15 protein-coding genes are annotated in these 14,576 nt (G+C 72.0%); 5 read left to right on the plus strand and 10 right to left on the minus strand.

Going from position 1 to position 14,576, the window contains the following annotated elements; genetic code table 11:
* Positions 1–134: 134 nt before the first annotated feature.
* The 7 genes from ACSUPV_RS05270 to ACSUPV_RS05300 form a co-directional block, all read right to left on the minus strand.
* On the minus strand, positions 135–926 hold the full coding sequence (locus ACSUPV_RS05270) for an ABC transporter ATP-binding protein (protein ID WP_436947020.1): 792 nt from the start codon (positions 924–926) through the stop codon (positions 135–137).
* Complete coding sequence (locus ACSUPV_RS05275; RefSeq protein WP_037770565.1) at positions 919–1,848, minus strand: ABC transporter permease; 930 nt, start codon at positions 1,846–1,848, stop codon at positions 919–921. The genes ACSUPV_RS05270 and ACSUPV_RS05275 overlap by 8 nt, the downstream gene beginning before the upstream one ends.
* Before the next feature lie 105 nt (positions 1,849–1,953).
* Positions 1,954–2,826, minus strand: a complete 873-nt coding sequence (locus ACSUPV_RS05280) for a glycosyltransferase family 2 protein (RefSeq protein ID WP_037770567.1) — start codon at positions 2,824–2,826, stop codon at positions 1,954–1,956.
* Between the two features lie 5 nt (positions 2,827–2,831).
* Positions 2,832–3,611, minus strand: coding sequence for a CDP-alcohol phosphatidyltransferase family protein (locus ACSUPV_RS05285; protein ID WP_359786427.1), 780 nt, complete (start codon positions 3,609–3,611; stop codon positions 2,832–2,834).
* Positions 3,589–4,650, minus strand: a complete 1,062-nt coding sequence (locus ACSUPV_RS05290; protein ID WP_037770571.1) for an iron-containing alcohol dehydrogenase family protein — start codon at positions 4,648–4,650, stop codon at positions 3,589–3,591. The genes ACSUPV_RS05285 and ACSUPV_RS05290 overlap by 23 nt, the downstream gene beginning before the upstream one ends.
* Positions 4,638–5,390 carry a sugar phosphate nucleotidyltransferase gene (locus ACSUPV_RS05295; protein WP_436947021.1) on the minus strand — a complete coding sequence of 251 codons (753 nt, stop codon included), beginning with the start codon at positions 5,388–5,390 and terminating at the stop codon, positions 4,638–4,640. The genes ACSUPV_RS05290 and ACSUPV_RS05295 overlap by 13 nt, the downstream gene beginning before the upstream one ends.
* Complete coding sequence (locus ACSUPV_RS05300; RefSeq protein ID WP_382610129.1) at positions 5,387–7,183, minus strand: DUF5941 domain-containing protein; 1,797 nt, start codon at positions 7,181–7,183, stop codon at positions 5,387–5,389. Before ACSUPV_RS05300 ends, ACSUPV_RS05295 begins: the two co-directional genes overlap by 4 nt.
* Before the next feature lie 277 nt (positions 7,184–7,460).
* Between ACSUPV_RS05300 and galE the strand changes: the two genes are divergently transcribed.
* The 3 genes from galE (at position 7,461) to idi (ending at position 10,404) form a co-directional block, all read left to right on the plus strand.
* Positions 7,461–8,432 carry a UDP-glucose 4-epimerase GalE gene (gene galE / locus ACSUPV_RS05305; RefSeq protein WP_436947022.1) on the plus strand — a complete coding sequence of 324 codons (972 nt, stop codon included), beginning with the start codon at positions 7,461–7,463 and terminating at the stop codon, positions 8,430–8,432.
* A gap of 147 nt (positions 8,433–8,579) precedes the next feature.
* Positions 8,580–9,518: a cation diffusion facilitator family transporter gene (locus ACSUPV_RS05310; protein ID WP_031112714.1), complete on the plus strand. Its 939-nt coding sequence runs from the start codon at positions 8,580–8,582 to the stop codon at positions 9,516–9,518.
* 292 nt (positions 9,519–9,810) lie between these two features.
* On the plus strand, positions 9,811–10,404 hold the full coding sequence (idi, locus tag ACSUPV_RS05315; protein ID WP_031112713.1) for an isopentenyl-diphosphate Delta-isomerase: 594 nt from the start codon (positions 9,811–9,813) through the stop codon (positions 10,402–10,404).
* Between the two features lie 24 nt (positions 10,405–10,428).
* Here the strand turns inward: idi and ACSUPV_RS05320 are convergent, their stop codons facing one another.
* Positions 10,429–10,935 (minus strand): ATP-binding protein, encoded by a 507-nt coding sequence (locus ACSUPV_RS05320; protein WP_051649455.1) that lies wholly within the window; start codon positions 10,933–10,935, stop codon positions 10,429–10,431.
* Positions 10,936–11,153: 218 nt separating this feature from the next.
* Here ACSUPV_RS05320 and ACSUPV_RS05325 point away from each other — a divergent pair, with 218 nt between their 5' ends.
* Positions 11,154–11,909 carry an enoyl-CoA hydratase/isomerase family protein gene (locus ACSUPV_RS05325; RefSeq protein WP_436947023.1) on the plus strand — a complete coding sequence of 252 codons (756 nt, stop codon included), beginning with the start codon at positions 11,154–11,156 and terminating at the stop codon, positions 11,907–11,909.
* On the opposite strand, the gene ACSUPV_RS05330 is transcribed toward ACSUPV_RS05325, so the two are convergent.
* Positions 11,896–12,531: a DJ-1/PfpI family protein gene (locus ACSUPV_RS05330; protein ID WP_037770588.1), complete on the minus strand. Its 636-nt coding sequence runs from the start codon at positions 12,529–12,531 to the stop codon at positions 11,896–11,898. The two genes, ACSUPV_RS05325 and ACSUPV_RS05330, sit on opposite strands and share 14 nt — an antisense overlap.
* A gap of 87 nt (positions 12,532–12,618) precedes the next feature.
* On the minus strand, positions 12,619–13,578 hold the full coding sequence (locus ACSUPV_RS05335; protein ID WP_037770591.1) for a GlxA family transcriptional regulator: 960 nt from the start codon (positions 13,576–13,578) through the stop codon (positions 12,619–12,621).
* 114 nt (positions 13,579–13,692) lie between these two features.
* Between ACSUPV_RS05335 and ACSUPV_RS05340 the strand changes: the two genes are divergently transcribed.
* Complete coding sequence (locus ACSUPV_RS05340; RefSeq protein ID WP_436947024.1) at positions 13,693–14,562, plus strand: SCO6745 family protein; 870 nt, start codon at positions 13,693–13,695, stop codon at positions 14,560–14,562.
* Positions 14,563–14,576: the final 14 nt, after the last annotated feature.

Raw genomic sequence — 14,576 nt, forward strand, 5'->3', positions numbered from 1 at the left:
CGTCAGGGTGTCCTGCACATCACGAGAACACACCGATTGGCCCCAAGATTCCATAAACCGGCCGGAGTTGACGTTTCCTTTGCAGACGCGGGGCCCCGCCGGAACAGTTCCGGCGGGGCCCCGGCCGTGCCGGACTACTTGCCCGTGAACTTCTCGTACTCCTTGAGCACCTCGTCGGTCGGGCCGTCCATGCGCAGCTCGCCGCGCTCCAGCCACAGGACGCGGTTGCAGGTGTCGCGGATGGACTTGTTGTTGTGACTGACCAGAAACACCGTGCCGGCTTCCTTGCGCAGCTCCCGGATGCGGTCCTCGGAGCGCTTCTGGAACTTGCGGTCGCCGGTGGCGAGGGCCTCGTCGATCATCAGGACGTCGTGGTCCTTGGCCGCGGCGATGGAGAAGCGGAGCCGGGCCGCCATGCCGGAGGAGTAGGTGCGCATGGGCAGGGTGATGAAGTCGCCCTTCTCGTTGATGCCCGAGAAGTCGACGATCTCCTGGTAGCGCTCCTTGATCTCCTCGCGGGACATGCCCATGGCCAGCCCGCCCAATATGACGTTGCGCTCGCCGGTGAGGTCGTTCATCAGGGCCGCGTTGACGCCGAGCAGCGAGGGCTGGCCGTCGGTGTAGACCTTGCCCCGCTCGGCCGGCAGCAGGCCGGCGATGGCGCGCAGCAGGGTCGACTTGCCGGAGCCGTTGGAGCCGATGAGGCCGATGGCCTCGCCGCGGTAGGCGACGAAGGAGACGCCCCGCACGGCGTGCACCTTGCGCACGCCCCGCTCCTCGCCGCGCTTCACGATGCGGCTCAGGGCGGCGGTGGCGCTGCCCTTGCCGGTCTTGGCGCCGTTGACGCGGTAGACGATGTGCAGGTCGTCCGCGATGACGGTGGGGATCCGCGCGTCGTCCGTCCGCTCGGCGTTCTGCTCAGCCACGGCCGTACCTCTCCTCCGCCTTCCAGAAGTACACGAAGCCGCCCAGGGCGAACAGCACGGCCCAGCCGCCCGCGACCGCCCAGACGTGGTCGGGCAGGTACTGCGAGCCGTAGTCGTCGATCAGGGCGAAGCGCATGAGGTCCATGTAGATCGCGGCCGGGTTCCACTGCAGCACGTTCGCGATCCAGGCCGGCTTGTCCTGGAGGAAGATCGGGATGGAGAACATCACGCCGGACGCGTACATCCACGTCCGCATCACGAACGGCATCAGCTGCGCGAGGTCGGGGGTCTTGGAGCCCGCCCGGGCCATGATCAGCGCGAGGCCGGTGTTGAAGCAGAACTGCAGGACGAGCACCGGCACGATCAGTGCCCACGACAGGTCCGGGTAGTGGCCGAAGCCGACCGCGACGGCGAACAGCACGATCATCGAGAACAGCAGCTGCTGGAGCTGCTGGAGCGCGAAGGAGATCGGCAGGGAGGCGCGCGGGAAGTGCAGGGCGCGGACCAGGCCGAGGTTGCCGGAGATCGCGCGCACGCCCGCCATCACCGAGCTCTGCGTGAAGGTGAACACGAACACGCCCGTGACCAGGAACGGGATGTACACCTCGCGGGACATGCCCCGGTCGGCCTCCAGGAGCAGGCCGAAGATGAAGAAGTACACGGCCGCGTTCAGCAGCGGCGTCGCCACCTGCCACAGCTGGCCGAGCTTGGCCTGGCTGTACTGGGCGGTCAGCTTCGCCTGGGAGAAGGCGAGGATGAAGTGGCGCCGTCCCCAGAGCTGACGGACGTACTCGATGAGGGACGGCCGGGCGCCGCTGACGCTCAGCCCGTGCTTGGCGGCGAGTTCCGCCGCCGTGAGGCCCTCGTCGGGCGCCGCGGGCGCGCTCACCGCGACCGGGGCGTCGTGCGTTGTCTCACTCACTAGTGGAAACTTTCGTCTTCGAGATGCGCGGCCTGTGCGGGCCTGGCATGAGCCGGGGGCCAGGGTACGGCCCGGGTGCTCCCGGATACTCCGGATACGAGCTTGTCAGATCACCGGGGGCCGGCCCAGCCGGGTCAGCCGCCACACCGTACGCCACTTCATGGGCCGGCGGGGCCCGCACGAGGTGGTCCAGCCCTCGCGGAAGCCGCCGAACCAGGCACGCAGGGCGCGGCGGGAGGGGCGGCGCACGAGGGTGAGCAGCAGCCACACGCCGAGATAGACGGGGACGAGGGCCGCGGGGAGGTTGCGGCGGGCCAGCCAGACGCGGTTGCGGGCGACCATGCGGTGGTAGACCGCGTGCCGCGAGGGGGCGGTCGTCGGGTGGTAGAGCACCATGTCGGACCGGTAGTCGATCATCCAGCCGGCGTCGAGGGCCCGCCAGGCGAGGTCGGTCTCCTCGTGGGCGTAGAAGAACGCGTCGGGGAGTCCGCCGACGTCGGCGAAGACGCGGGTGCGGACGGCGTTGGCGCCGCCCAGGAAGGTGGTGACCCGGGAGGAGCGCATCGGGTCGGCGGCGCGCAGCCGGGGGACGTGGCGGCGCTGGGTGACGCCGGTGTCCGGGTCGGCTATGCGGAAGCTGATGATGCCGAGCTTCGGGTCGGCCTCGAACGCCTTGCGGCACAGCTCGGCGGTGTCGTGGCTCGCGAGGAGCCCGTCGTCGTCGAGGAAGAGCAGGACGTCGACGTCCCGGCCGGACGGGCCGAAGGCCTCGATGCCGACGTTGCGGCCGCCGGGGATGCCGAGGTTCTCGGGGAGTTCGATGGTGCGGACGCCCTCGGGGACGTCCGGGACGGGCGAGCCGTTGCCGACGACGACCACCTCGACCGGGTCACCGTCCTGCTTGGCGACCGAGTCGAGGAGGGCGCGCAGCTCGTCGGGGCGGTTGCCCATGGTGATGATGACGGCGCCGACCTTCATGCCGCTCACTTCAGCCTGCTCGACGCGAGGATGGAGACGAGGTGCAGCAGCGTCTGCACCAGGGCGATGCCGGCCAGCACGGCCACGCCGAGCCGGGAGAAGAACAGGTCGCCGCGGACCTGGTCGACGATGGCCAGGACCAGGATCAGCAGGGACGCCTCGATGCCGAGGATGAGGCGGTGGAACTTCAGGGCGGCGGCGGCCTTGCGGGCCAGCGCCATGCCGGAGGAGCGCATCTCGGCGGCGGCCTCCTTGACCGGCGGCTTGCCGGCCTGGTGGCGGGCGACGCCGACGAGGTCGGTCTCGGCCTTGATGAGGATGGCGCCGAGGGCGGCGAGGGTGCCGAGGAAGGCCCACAGCCAGTCGATGCGGCCGGTGCCCCACAGGTCGGCGGCGCGCAGGCCGAAGCCGGTGAGCACGGCGGCGTCGGTGAGGTAGGCGCCGACCCGGTCCAGGTAGACGCCGTTGAGGGAGTACTGCTTCTTCCACCGCGCGATCTCGCCGTCGACGCAGTCCAGCAGCAGGTACATCTGGACGCAGACGACGCCGAGGACGGCGCCCGGGATCCCCGGCACGAGCAGTGCCGGGGCCGCGAGCACACCGAAGACGGTCATCAGGTACGTGAGCTGGTTGGGCGTGACCCTGGTGTTGACCAGGTAGCGGTCGACCCGCAGGGACACCTCGCGCATGTAGAGGCGTCCCATCCAGTGCTCACCGCTGCGCCGGTCCTTCACCCCTGCGGGGTGAACGACGGGGCGTAGTTCAGCTACCGATGGCCTTGACATAGTCGGTGTAGGTGTCCTTGATCTGTTCGGTGTTCAGGTCGAGGTGTTCGAGGATGGTGTAGCGGCCGGGGCGGGTCTCGGGGGCGAACTCCACGGCCTTGACGAACTCGTCCGTCGTAAAGCCGATCTCGTCCGGCAGCACGGGCAGGCCGTGGCGGCGCAGGACCTCCGCCATGTACGCCGACTCGTCGTGCGCTCCGCGCAGCCACATCGCGAAGGCCGCGCCGAGGCCGCACTGCTCGCCGTGGGCGGCTGCCCGCTTCGGGTAGAGCAGGTCGAAGGCGTGGTTGATCTCGTGGCACGCCCCGGAGGACGGCCGCGAGTCGCCCGACACCGACATGGCGATGCCGCTGAGGACGAGCGCCTCGGCGAGCACCTGGAGGAAGTCGTTGTCCCCGATGCCGCCCGGGTGCCGCAGGACGGCCTCCCCGGCCTGGCGGGCCATGGCGGCGGCGAGGCCGTCGATCCGCTCGCCCTTGACGCGGCCCGCCAGCTCCCAGTCGGCGATCGCCGAGATGTTGGAGACGGCGTCGCCGATGCCGGCGCGGACGAAGCGGACCGGGGCCTCACGGATGACGTCCAGGTCGATGACGACCGCGATCGGGTTGGGCACGCCGTAGGAGCCGCGGCCGGCGTCGTTGTCGAGGGTGGCGACCGGCGAGCAGAGGCCGTCGTGCGCGAGGTTCGTGGGCACGGCGACCAGGGGGAGGCCGACGCGTGCCGCGGCGAACTTGGCGCAGTCGATGATCTTGCCGCCGCCGAGGCCGACGACCGCGTCGTAGTGGCCGGCCTTTATGTCACTGGCCAGCCGGACCGCGTCGTCGAGGGTGCCGCCGCCGACCTCGTACCAGGTGGCGCCGGGCATGCTCGGCGAGATGCGCTCGCGCAGCTTCGCGCCGGAGCCGCCGCTGACGGCGACGGCGAGGCGGCCGGAGTGCGAGATGCGCTCGTCGGCGAGGACGCACGCCAGGTCGTCGAGAGCACCCGGGCGGATGTCCACGACGAGCGGCGAGGGGATGAGCCGGGTCAGTACTGGCATGCGATCTCCCGTCCGCGGGCGAGATCGTCGTGATTGTCGATCTCCACCCACTTGACGTCGCCGATCGGCGCCACGTCGATCCGGAAGCCGCGGTTCACCAGTTCCTGGTAGCCGTGCTCGTAGAACTGCTGCGGGTCGGTCTCCCACACGGTCTTCAGCGCGTCGGCCAGCTCGGGGGCGGCGTCGCCCTCGATCAGGGTGACGCCGATGTACTCGCCGGTGGCCTCGGCGGGGTCCATCAGCTTGGTGATCTTCGTCATGCCCTTGGCGGGGTCGACGACGACCTTCATCTCCTCGTCGGCCAGGTCCTTGACCGTGTCCAGGGCGAGGATGATCTTCCTGCCCTCGCCGCGGGCGGCGAGCAGCGTCTTCTCGACGGAGACCGGGTGGACGGTGTCGCCGTTGGCGAGGATCACACCGTCCTTGAGGGCGTCACGCCCGCACCACAGGGAGTAGGCGTTGTTCCACTCCTCGGCCTTGTCGTTGTCGATGAGGGTGAGCTTGAGGCCGTACTTCTGCTCCAGCGCCTCCTTGCGCGCGTACACGGCCTCCTTGCGGTAGCCGACGATGATCGCGGCCTCCGTCAGGCCGACCTCGGCGAAGTTCGCCAGGGTCAGGTCGAGAACCGTTGGTTCGCCCTCTATGCCCGCGGGCCCCACCGGCACCAGCGCCTTGGGAAGGCTGTCGGTGTAGGGGCGCAGACGCCGTCCGGCGCCGGCCGCCAGCACGAGGCCGATCATGCGGGTTCTCCTTCATCGTGTACGGCGGGCGCCCCTGCGGACACCCAGAAGCGGATGCTCTCGACGAGCACCACCAGGGCCACGGCCACGGCGAGGACCGTGAGCGCGACCGTGAACTGCGAGGCGGTGAGCAGCGCGGCGAGGACGGTGACGAGCAGCGTCCGTCCCTCGTGCCCCCCGATGGAACGCACCAGCCAGGCGGGGGGCGCTCCGGCGTTGCCGCGAATGCGGTACACCGTGTCGTAGTGATGGTAGGCGACCGCGGCCACCAGCCCGAAAGCCGCGGGAAGGGCTCCGTTCACGTCCGCCTTGGCCGCCAAGAGCAGGATCGTGCAGTACTCGGCGGCGCGGAAGAGCGGGGGGACGAGCCAGTCGAGGGGGCCCTTGAGGGGCTGCATGAGCGCGCAACCCGCGAGCACCACGTAGAACGGTGCGGTGAGGGCCGCTCCCCCGGCTCCCTGGCGGACCGTGTTCACCAGCAGGAGTGCGGCACCGAGCGCGGCGACGAGGACCGGCGTGTACGGGAGGACCTTGCCCCGGGGGCTGCGCAGCTTGGAGACCAGCTCCGCGAGCGGGCCGGAGTCGGTGAGGTCGGCCAGTGCCCGCGCCGCCCGGTCGGTCCGCTGTGCCTTCCGCGTCAGCGACCGCAGCACCCGGCCCGCCGTCGTGTACGTCGCGGCGAAGGCGCAGCCGATGAGCAGCGCGTAGAAGGTGATGCGGGGGGTCGTGACGGCGGTGAGGACCGCGATCATCGCCCAGCGCTCGCCGATGGGCAGGACGATCATGCGCCGCACCCAGACCGTCCAGCCGACGCTGTCGAGCTTGTCGGAGAGGGCGGCGGTGGGGCTGGTGTTGGCGGTGGCGTCGTGGTTGGCCTCGTTGAAGGAGAAGTCCACGACGTGCCGGCAGGTCTGCAGGACCATGGCGCCGAGGGCGAGGGCCCAGACGTCGTCGCCGCCGCGGGCCGCGCCGAGGGCGAGGCCGGCGTAGTAGGCGTACTCCTTGGCCCGGTCGAAGGTGGCGTCGAGCCAGGCGCCGAGCGTGGAGTACTGCAGGGAGTAGCGGGCGAGCTGCCCGTCCGTGCAGTCGAGGACGAAGGACGCGATCAGCAGGACGCCGGCCGCGACGAAGCCGCCGCGGGTGCCGGTGGCCGCGCAGGCCGCCGCTATGAGGGCGGTGAGCAGGGAGGCGGTGGTGACCTGGTTCGGGGTCAGGCCGCGGCGGGCGCACCAGCGGGCGATGTAGCGGGAGTACGGGCTGATGCAGTACGTGGTGAAGAAGCCGTCGCGGGACTTCACGGCCGATTTGAGACGGACGGCCTCGTCGTCCACGTCGGCCACGGCCTGCCGTGCCTCGTTGCGGGCCTGCGGGTCGGCGGGGACGGCCGCGACGAGGCTGCCCAGCTCGGGGCGGTGCACGTCGGTGCCGTCGGCGTCCAGGGCGGTGAGGATGCGGTCGGCGAGGCTGTCGACCAGAGTGGTGCCGCCGCCGGCGGAGTTCTCGCGGGCCATCGCCCGGATCAGGGCCTGGCGGCCGGCCGGCTGGGCGGTGACGGCGCCGGGGATCGCGGCGAGCGGGAAGCGGGGGTCGGTGAGGCCCAGGCGCAGCGCGTGCACATGGCCCACGAACCGGGCGTCGACCAGGGCGACCCGCTCCTCGAACGGCACCTCGGCGAGCAGCGTCTCGGCCTCGGCGGCGTCGGCCGCGGTCCGCACGTCGAACCCGAGGGACCGCAGGTCGCCCTCGATCGACGATCCGGGGACCGGCTGACCGGTGAGGATGGCGGTCGACAACCGAATTCACTCCCTGGGTACCGACGCGTCCGCGCCAGTGAGGTGCATGGTGGGGGCGCCCGGCCGGTGGCTCCCGGGCGGCATGTCGGCAGAGGCTATCGGATGCCGGGAAGGCCACGTTCACCGCCTGTTCGGCGGATGGATCGACGTGGTTCGCACAAGCCCCTGCCGCGATCATCATCGTGGATCCGGGGCCCGCCCCACAAACCGCGTAGCACAGACCGGACATCGGGGACATCGCGGGGGCCGTGACCGCGGCCGCATAGGGTGGACGACCATGACTTGGCTGATCACCGGCGGGGCCGGCTACATCGGGGCCCACGTGGCCAGGGCCATGACGGAGGCCGGCGAGTCCGTCGTCGCCCTGGACGACCTCTCGGCCGGAGTGCCGGCGCGGCTTCCGTCCGGCATCCCGCTGATCGAGGGCTCGTCGCTCGACGGGGACCTGCTGAAGCGGGTGCTCGCCGAGCACGGTGTGACGGGTGTGGTGCATCTCGCGGCGCGCAAGCAGGTCGCCGAGTCGGTGGCGCGGCCGACCCGGTACTACCGGGAGAACGTCGGCGGTCTGGCGACCCTGCTGGACGCGGTCGCCGAGGCGGGGATCGAGCGCTTCGTGTTCTCCTCGTCGGCGGCCGTGTACGGCGACCCGGGTGTGGACCTGATCACGGAGGAGGCGCCCTGCGCGCCGGTGAACCCGTACGGCGAGACCAAGCTCGCCGGGGAGTGGCTGGTGCGGGCGGCGGGCCGGGCGCACGGGATCTCCACGGTCTGCCTGCGGTATTTCAACGTGGCGGGCGCGGCGGCGCCGGAGCTGGCGGACACGGGCGTGTTCAACATCGTCCCGATGGTCTTCGACCGGCTGACCCGCGACGAGGCGCCGAGGATCTTCGGAGACGACTACCCGACCCCGGACGGCACCTGCATCCGCGACTACATCCACGTCGCCGACCTGGCCGAGGCGCACCTGGCGGCGGCCCGGCGGCTCGCCGGGGGTGGTCTCACGGGCGATCTGACGGTCAACATCGGGCGCGGCGAGGGCGTCTCGGTGCGCGAGCTGATCACGGTCATCGGCGAGGTCACCGGCGACCGGCGCCCTCCGGTCGTCGAGGGGCGCCGCCCCGGGGACGCGCCCCGGGCGGTCGCGTCCGCCGCGCGGGCGGCGGAGGAACTCGGCTGGACCGCCCGGCGCGAGGTGCGGGAGATGGCCGAGTCGGCGTGGCGGGGCTGGCTGCTGCACCACGGCTCCTGAGCCAGTGAGGGTGCCCTGACCTGCACTTCGTTTCCGCAGGTCAGGGCACATGACAACGGTGTTCAGTGCCGCGTTGCACATACCCCCTCCCCGTAGTTCACTGGGGTGCCCGAGCACGATCAGGCGGACACCGGAGGATGACTTTTCATGGGGGCTGGGCATGATCACGGGCACGCGCACGGCGCGGCGGCCGGCGGTACGGCGACCTCGGCGTACCGCGGCCGGCTGAGGGTGGCGCTGGGGATCACGCTCGGCATCGTGGTCGTCCAGATCGTCGGCGGCTTCCTCGCCGACTCCCTCGCGCTCGTCGCGGACTCGGCGCACATGGCGACCGACGCCCTGGGCCTGGGCATGGCGCTGCTGGCGATCCACTTCGCGAACCGCCCGCCCAGCGACCGGGCCACCTTCGGCTACGCCCGCGCCGAGATCCTCGCCGCCCTGGCCAACTGCCTGCTGCTGGTCGGGGCCGGCGGGTACGTCGTGTACGAGTCGGTCCAGCGCTTCATCACGCCGGCCCACACCGAGGGCGGGCTGACCGTGGTGTTCGGTGTGATCGGTCTGGTGGCGAACCTGGTGTCGCTGTCGCTGCTGATGCGCGGCCAGAAGGAGAGCCTGAACGTGCGCGGCGCGTTCCTGGAGGTGGCGGCCGACGCCCTCGGCTCGGTCACGGTGATCGTCTCGGCCTTGGTGATCATGCTCACGGGCTGGCAGGCCGCGGACCCGATCGCGTCGCTCGTCATCGCCCTGATGATCGCGCCCCGGACGTGGAAGCTGCTGCGCGAGACCCTCGACGTGCTGCTGGAGGCGGCGCCCAAGGGCGTCGACATGGCGGAGGTACGGGCCCACATCCTGGCGACGGAGGGTGTGGAGGACGTCCACGACCTGCACGCCTGGACGATCACCTCCGGCATGCCGGTGCTGTCGGCGCACGTGGTCGTCAGCTCGGAGGTGCTGAGCGCGATAGGCCACGAGAAGATGCTCCACGAGTTGCAGGGCTGCCTCGGTGACCACTTCGACGTGGAGCACTGCACCTTCCAGCTGGAGCCCGGCGGGCACGCCGAGCACGAGGCGCACCTCTGCCACTGACACGCCGTCTTGTGAGGCGTCTGGGGCTGGCGGGGCGCGTCTGGATCTGAGTGCGCCGGGTGACGCGGGCCTCCGGCGCGCGCCCGCGTCCTGCCTCCCCCGGCACCGCCGGGAACGATTTTCGGCCCATCGCTCCGGGCACGATCACCTACTGGGTCCCTCTTCCGGCGTCCGAGCGGCGCCGTCCACGTTCCGCGCCGCCGCGCGGGACATGCGGGCGCGTCGCGAAGTGCCGGGAGTGCCGGATTCGTACGGCAGACTTGGGGCGCGAAGACCGATGTGAAGGATGGGTATGCCGATCACACCTGCCACCGCGACGCACAGCCCGTCGAACGGCACCGCAGACGCGATTTTGCTGGAACTGGTCGACGAGGACGGCGTGACGATCGGCACCGCGGAGAAGCTCGCCGCCCACCAGCCGCCCGGACAGCTGCACCGCGCTTTCTCGGTGTTCCTCTTCGACGAGTACGGCCGGCTGCTGCTCCAGCAGCGCGCGCTGGGCAAGTACCACTCCCCCGGTGTGTGGTCCAACACCTGCTGCGGCCACCCCTACCCGGGGGAGGCGCCCTTCGCGGCGGCGGCGCGGCGGACGTTCGAGGAGCTCGGCGCCTCCCCGTCCCTGCTGGCGGAGGCGGGCACGGTCCGCTACAACCACCCGGACCCGGAGTCGGGTCTGGTGGAGCAGGAGTACAACCACCTCTTCGTCGGCATGCTGCAGGCCGTGCTGCGACCCGACCCGGAGGAGGTGGCGTCGACGGCGTTCGTGACCCCGCCGGAGCTGGCGGAGCGGCACGCCAAGGACACCTTCTCGTCCTGGTTCATGACCGTCCTGGACGCGGCCCGGCCGGCGATCAGGGAGCTGACGGGCCCGTCGGCCGGCTGGTGACGGGGCCCGGAGAAGAGGCCCTGATCAGGAGTAGCGCGCGGGTTTGAGCGGCAGGGCGGCCCAGATCACCTTGCCGCCGCTCGCGGTGTACTCGACCTCACACGCGCCGCCGGCCTCACGGGTGATCTCGCGGACGAGGAGCAGTCCGCGGCCACCGGTCCGGCCGTGGTCGGTCTCCAGGGCCGTCGGCCGGTACGGGTGGTTGTCCTCCACGGCCACGCGGACCCACTCGGCGCCGACGGCCACCTCGACGGCGATCGTCGGCGACAGGACGGCCGCGTGCTTCACGGCGTTCGTCACCAGTTCCGAGACGATCAGCAGCAGCCCCTGGGCCACGTCGTCCGAGACGGGCACCCCCTGACGCAGCAGCAGGTCCCGTACGGCGTGCCGCGCCTGCGGGACCGAGGCGTCGACCGCGGGTGCGGTGAAGCGCCAGATCCCTTCGTACGGCAGCGGATCCGCCGGCCCGGGGCCGAGGGGCGCCGCGCCGCCCTCTGGGCGTGGGCCGAACCCCCGCCCGTCGTCGTTCATCGTCCGGTCGCCACCCTCGCGCTCGATTGTCGCCACACCTCGAGTGTTGGTAACGATGCGCTCCACACCCCAGGCCTGAACAGAAGTCAGCAACTATCGAGCATTTCTGACCGTTGGCGTATGACACGGTCAGTTGTGGGACTGCTCCTGTCCCTGTTGTGCCGTCTCGGCGAACTATTCGGGTTGTACGGGTTTGGCATCCGGATAGCATCCGGCGCATGGATCCGCAGATGCAGTACAGCGTCACCGACTCGGTCGCGACGGTCGCCATCCGTCATCCCGAGAAGCGCAACGCCATGACGGCCGCCATGTGGCGCGCCCTGCCGCCGCTGCTGGCGGAGTCGGCGGGCGATCCGGCCGTGCGGGCGCTGGTGCTGACCGGTGCGGGCGGGACGTTCTGCGCGGGGGCCGACATCTCGACGCTGCGGGGCTCGCCGGAGGAGGCGCAGGGGCTGGCCGTGCGGGCCGAGGAGGCGCTCGCCGCGTTCCCGAAGCCGACCCTGGCGGCGATCCGCGGTCACTGCGTGGGCGGCGGGGCGCAGCTCGCGGCGGCCTGTGATCTGCGGTTCGCCGAGGAAGGCGCGCTGTTCGGGGTGACGCCCGCGAAGCTCGGCATCGTCTACCCGGCGTCCTCGACCCGTCGCCTGGTGTCCCTGGTGGGGCCCGCCACCGCCAAGTACCTGCTGTTCTCCGGCGAGCTGGTCGACGCGGAGCGGGCACTGCGCACCGGCCTCGTCGACGAGGTGCTGCCCGAGGGTCAACTCGGCAAACGGGTCGCCGAGTTCACCCGGACCCTGGTGTCCCGTTCGCAGCTGACGCAGGCGGCGGCCAAGGAGTTCGCGGACGGGCGCACCGACCGGGACGCGCACTGGGCCGGGCAGGCGCGCGCGAGCGGCGACACCGCGGAGGGCGTCGCCGCGTTCCTGGAGCGCAGGCAGCCGCGGTTCGGCTGGAGCGTGCCTACGTCAGGATGAGACCGGCGTGCGACCGGAGCAGTTCGACGACGTGCGCGGGGGCCTTCTCGGGTGATCCGGCGTCGTAGGGCGGCTGCGGGTCGTACTCGGTGGCGAGCTGGACGATCCGCGCGTGGTCGTCGCCCGCGATGCGGCCGAGCAGGGTCAGTCCCATGTCGATGCCGGAGGAGACGCCGGCCGCGGTGACGTACTTGCCGTCGGTGACGACCCGCTCCCCCGTCGGCTCGGCGCCGTGGCGCTCCAGCTCCTCCAGGGCCAGCCAGTGGGAGGTCGCGCGGCGGCCCCGCAGCAGTCCGGCGGCGGCGAGCAGCAGGGAGCCGGTGCACACGGACGTCGTCCAGGTGCTGGTGGCGTCGGCGGCGCGCAGCCAGGTGAGCAGGGGTCCGTCCGGCGCCAGCGGGAGCGGGCCGGGGCCGCCGGGGACGACGATGATGTCGGGGTTCGGTACGTCCGCCAGGGCCCGGTCGGCGGTGAGCGCGAGGTTGCCCGAGTCGTTCCGCACCGGGCCGGGCCGCTCGGCGACGAAGACGGTCTCCGCGTCCGGGATCCGGCCGAGGGTCTCGTACGGGCCGACGGCGTCGAGGGCGGTGAAGCGGTCGTAGAGGACGATGGCGATCTGCATGGGGTCCTTCCGTCTGTCTGCTGGGGCTCGGGGCGTCTTGCGGGGGCTCGGGGCGTCTTGCCCGGGCCCAGGGCGTCTTACTGGAGCTCAGGGCGTCGTCGCGGGGCGGAAGCGGCGGCGGTACTCCGCCGGTGGCGTGCCGAGGGCCTTGACGAAGGCGCGGCGCATGGCCTCGGGCGTGCCGTAGCCGCTGGTGCGGGAGATCTCCTCGATGCCGTCGGAGGTGTCCTCCAGCAGGCGGCGGGCGTGTTCGAGGCGGACGCGGTCCACGTAGCGGCCCGGCGTCATGCCGGTCTCGGCGCGGAAGGCGCGGGCGAAGTGGCGGGGTGAGAGGCGGGCGCGGGCGGCGAGGGCGGTGACGGAGAGGTCGGCGTCCGGGTGCTCGCCGATGAAGCGCTGGACGTCCCGGAGGGGCTCGCGGTGGGCGGTCTGGGCCGCGAGCTGGGCGCTGAACTGCGCCTGGTTCCCGGGCCGGCGCAGGAACACCACCAGGTGCCGGGCGATGGTGAGGGCGGCGTCCCGGCCCAGGTCCTCCTCGACCAGGGCGAGGGCGAGGTCGATGCCGGCGGTGACACCGGCGGAGGTGGCGATGTGCCCGTCGCGTACGTAGACGGGGTCGGGGTCGATCTCGACGGCCGGGTGGTCCCGGGCGAGCCGGTCGCAGTACGCCCAGTGGGTCGTGGCGCGGCGGCCGTCCAGGAGGCCCGCCGCGGCGAGCACGGCCGCGCCGGTGCACACGGAGACCAGGCGCGCGGCGCGCGGCCCGTGCTCGCGCACCCAGTCGACCAGGCGCGGGTCCGGCCGCAGGCTGCCCGTCCCGCCGGGGACCAGCAGGATGTCCGGGTCGCGCGCCGTGGCGAGGGACTCGTCGGGGACGAGGGTCAGGCCGCTGGTGGTCCGCACGGGCCTGCCGTCCAGGGCGGCCGTGCGGATCCGGTACGTCCCCGGGGAGTGCAGTTCCGCGCCCGCGAAGACCTCCACGGGCCCGGTGACGTCGAGACTCTGCACGCCGTCGAAGAGCACGGCGAGCACGGTGTGCTGGGCCATGCCGTCGATTCTTCGCGGGTCCGGACGACGACCGCAATGACGAGTTCCCCACCTTTCCTGCCATGGCCCGCACGACCGTAGAGGGCATACCAAGCGGTTGGTAACCTGCCCGCCATGACGACTGCCGCCCTCGAGCCGCGCGCCGGCCGACGCTGCCACAACGTGCTCAACTCCCTGCACTCCACGCACTACTTCTCGCCCGACCTGGGACGCGAGCTGGGTGCCGTGGGGGTCACCGACCCCCGGGCCGTGAACTTCGCCGTGCGCGCCGCCGCCCTCGGACCGGTCGGAGCCGGGGCGGTCGCGGCGGCCTTCTACAACTACAAGTACGAACTCGTCGCCCGGCACGTGCCGGCGGTCTGGGAGAGCGCCGCGCCCGGCCGGGTGCTGGCGGCACGCGCGCGTGCGGTCGACGCGACCCTGCGCCGGCTGCTGGGCGAGGAGGCCGTGGCGTCGGCGGAGATGGCCGAGGCCGCGCGGCTCGCGCTGCGCGCCGCCGAGGCCTGTTCCCGCGAGGCCCGGCCGCTGTACGCCGCCCACGCCGATCTGCCCGTCCCCGAGGAGCCGCACCTCGCGTACTGGCACGCGGCGACCCTGCTGCGCGAGCACCGGGGCGACGGGCACCTGGCCGCCCTGATGTCCGCGGGGCTGGACGGGCTCGAAGCGCTGGTGACCCACACGGCCACGGGCAAGGGCATGACACCCAAGTGGGTGTTCGGCACCCGGGGCTGGACCCAGGAGGAGTGGGATGCGGCGCGGGACCGGCTGCGCGAGCGCGGGCTGCTGGACGGGGCCGGCGAGCTCACCGAGCGCGGTGCCGCCCTGCGTCAGGAGATCGAGAACGAGACGGACCGCCTCGACCGGGCCCCGTACGAGCACCTGGGACCGCAGGGCGTGGCCCGGCTGACCGAACTCGGCGGCGCCTTCGCGCGGGCGGCGCTCATGGCGGGGGCGTTCCCGGCGGACCTGATCGGCAAGGGCTGACGGGGTTCCCGGGG

The organism is Streptomyces sp. SudanB52_2052 (assembly GCF_964272415.1).
Lineage (GTDB): Bacteria > Actinomycetota > Actinomycetes > Streptomycetales > Streptomycetaceae > Streptomyces > Streptomyces olindensis.

What these genes read in the sequence shown, in the direction of transcription:
- ACSUPV_RS05280 (WP_037770567.1), bottom strand. Translation starts at nt 2,826, where the DNA reads ATGAAGGTCGGCGCCGTCATCATCACCATGGGCAACCGCCCCGACGAG.
- ACSUPV_RS05285 (WP_359786427.1), bottom strand. Translation starts at nt 3,611, where the DNA reads ATGTCAAGGCCATCGGTAGCTGAACTACGCCCCGTCGTTCACCCCGCA.
- ACSUPV_RS05290 (WP_037770571.1), bottom strand. Translation starts at nt 4,650, where the DNA reads ATGCCAGTACTGACCCGGCTCATCCCCTCGCCGCTCGTCGTGGACATC.
- ACSUPV_RS05295 (WP_436947021.1), bottom strand. Translation starts at nt 5,390, where the DNA reads ATGATCGGCCTCGTGCTGGCGGCCGGCGCCGGACGGCGTCTGCGCCCC.
- galE (WP_436947022.1), top strand. Translation starts at nt 7,461, where the DNA reads ATGACTTGGCTGATCACCGGCGGGGCCGGCTACATCGGGGCCCACGTG.
- ACSUPV_RS05310 (WP_031112714.1), top strand. Translation starts at nt 8,580, where the DNA reads ATGGGGGCTGGGCATGATCACGGGCACGCGCACGGCGCGGCGGCCGGC.
- idi (WP_031112713.1), top strand. Translation starts at nt 9,811, where the DNA reads ATGCCGATCACACCTGCCACCGCGACGCACAGCCCGTCGAACGGCACC.
- ACSUPV_RS05320 (WP_051649455.1), bottom strand. Translation starts at nt 10,935, where the DNA reads ATGAACGACGACGGGCGGGGGTTCGGCCCACGCCCAGAGGGCGGCGCG.
- ACSUPV_RS05325 (WP_436947023.1), top strand. Translation starts at nt 11,154, where the DNA reads ATGGATCCGCAGATGCAGTACAGCGTCACCGACTCGGTCGCGACGGTC.
- ACSUPV_RS05330 (WP_037770588.1), bottom strand. Translation starts at nt 12,531, where the DNA reads ATGCAGATCGCCATCGTCCTCTACGACCGCTTCACCGCCCTCGACGCC.
- ACSUPV_RS05335 (WP_037770591.1), bottom strand. Translation starts at nt 13,578, where the DNA reads ATGGCCCAGCACACCGTGCTCGCCGTGCTCTTCGACGGCGTGCAGAGT.
- ACSUPV_RS05340 (WP_436947024.1), top strand. Translation starts at nt 13,693, where the DNA reads ATGACGACTGCCGCCCTCGAGCCGCGCGCCGGCCGACGCTGCCACAAC.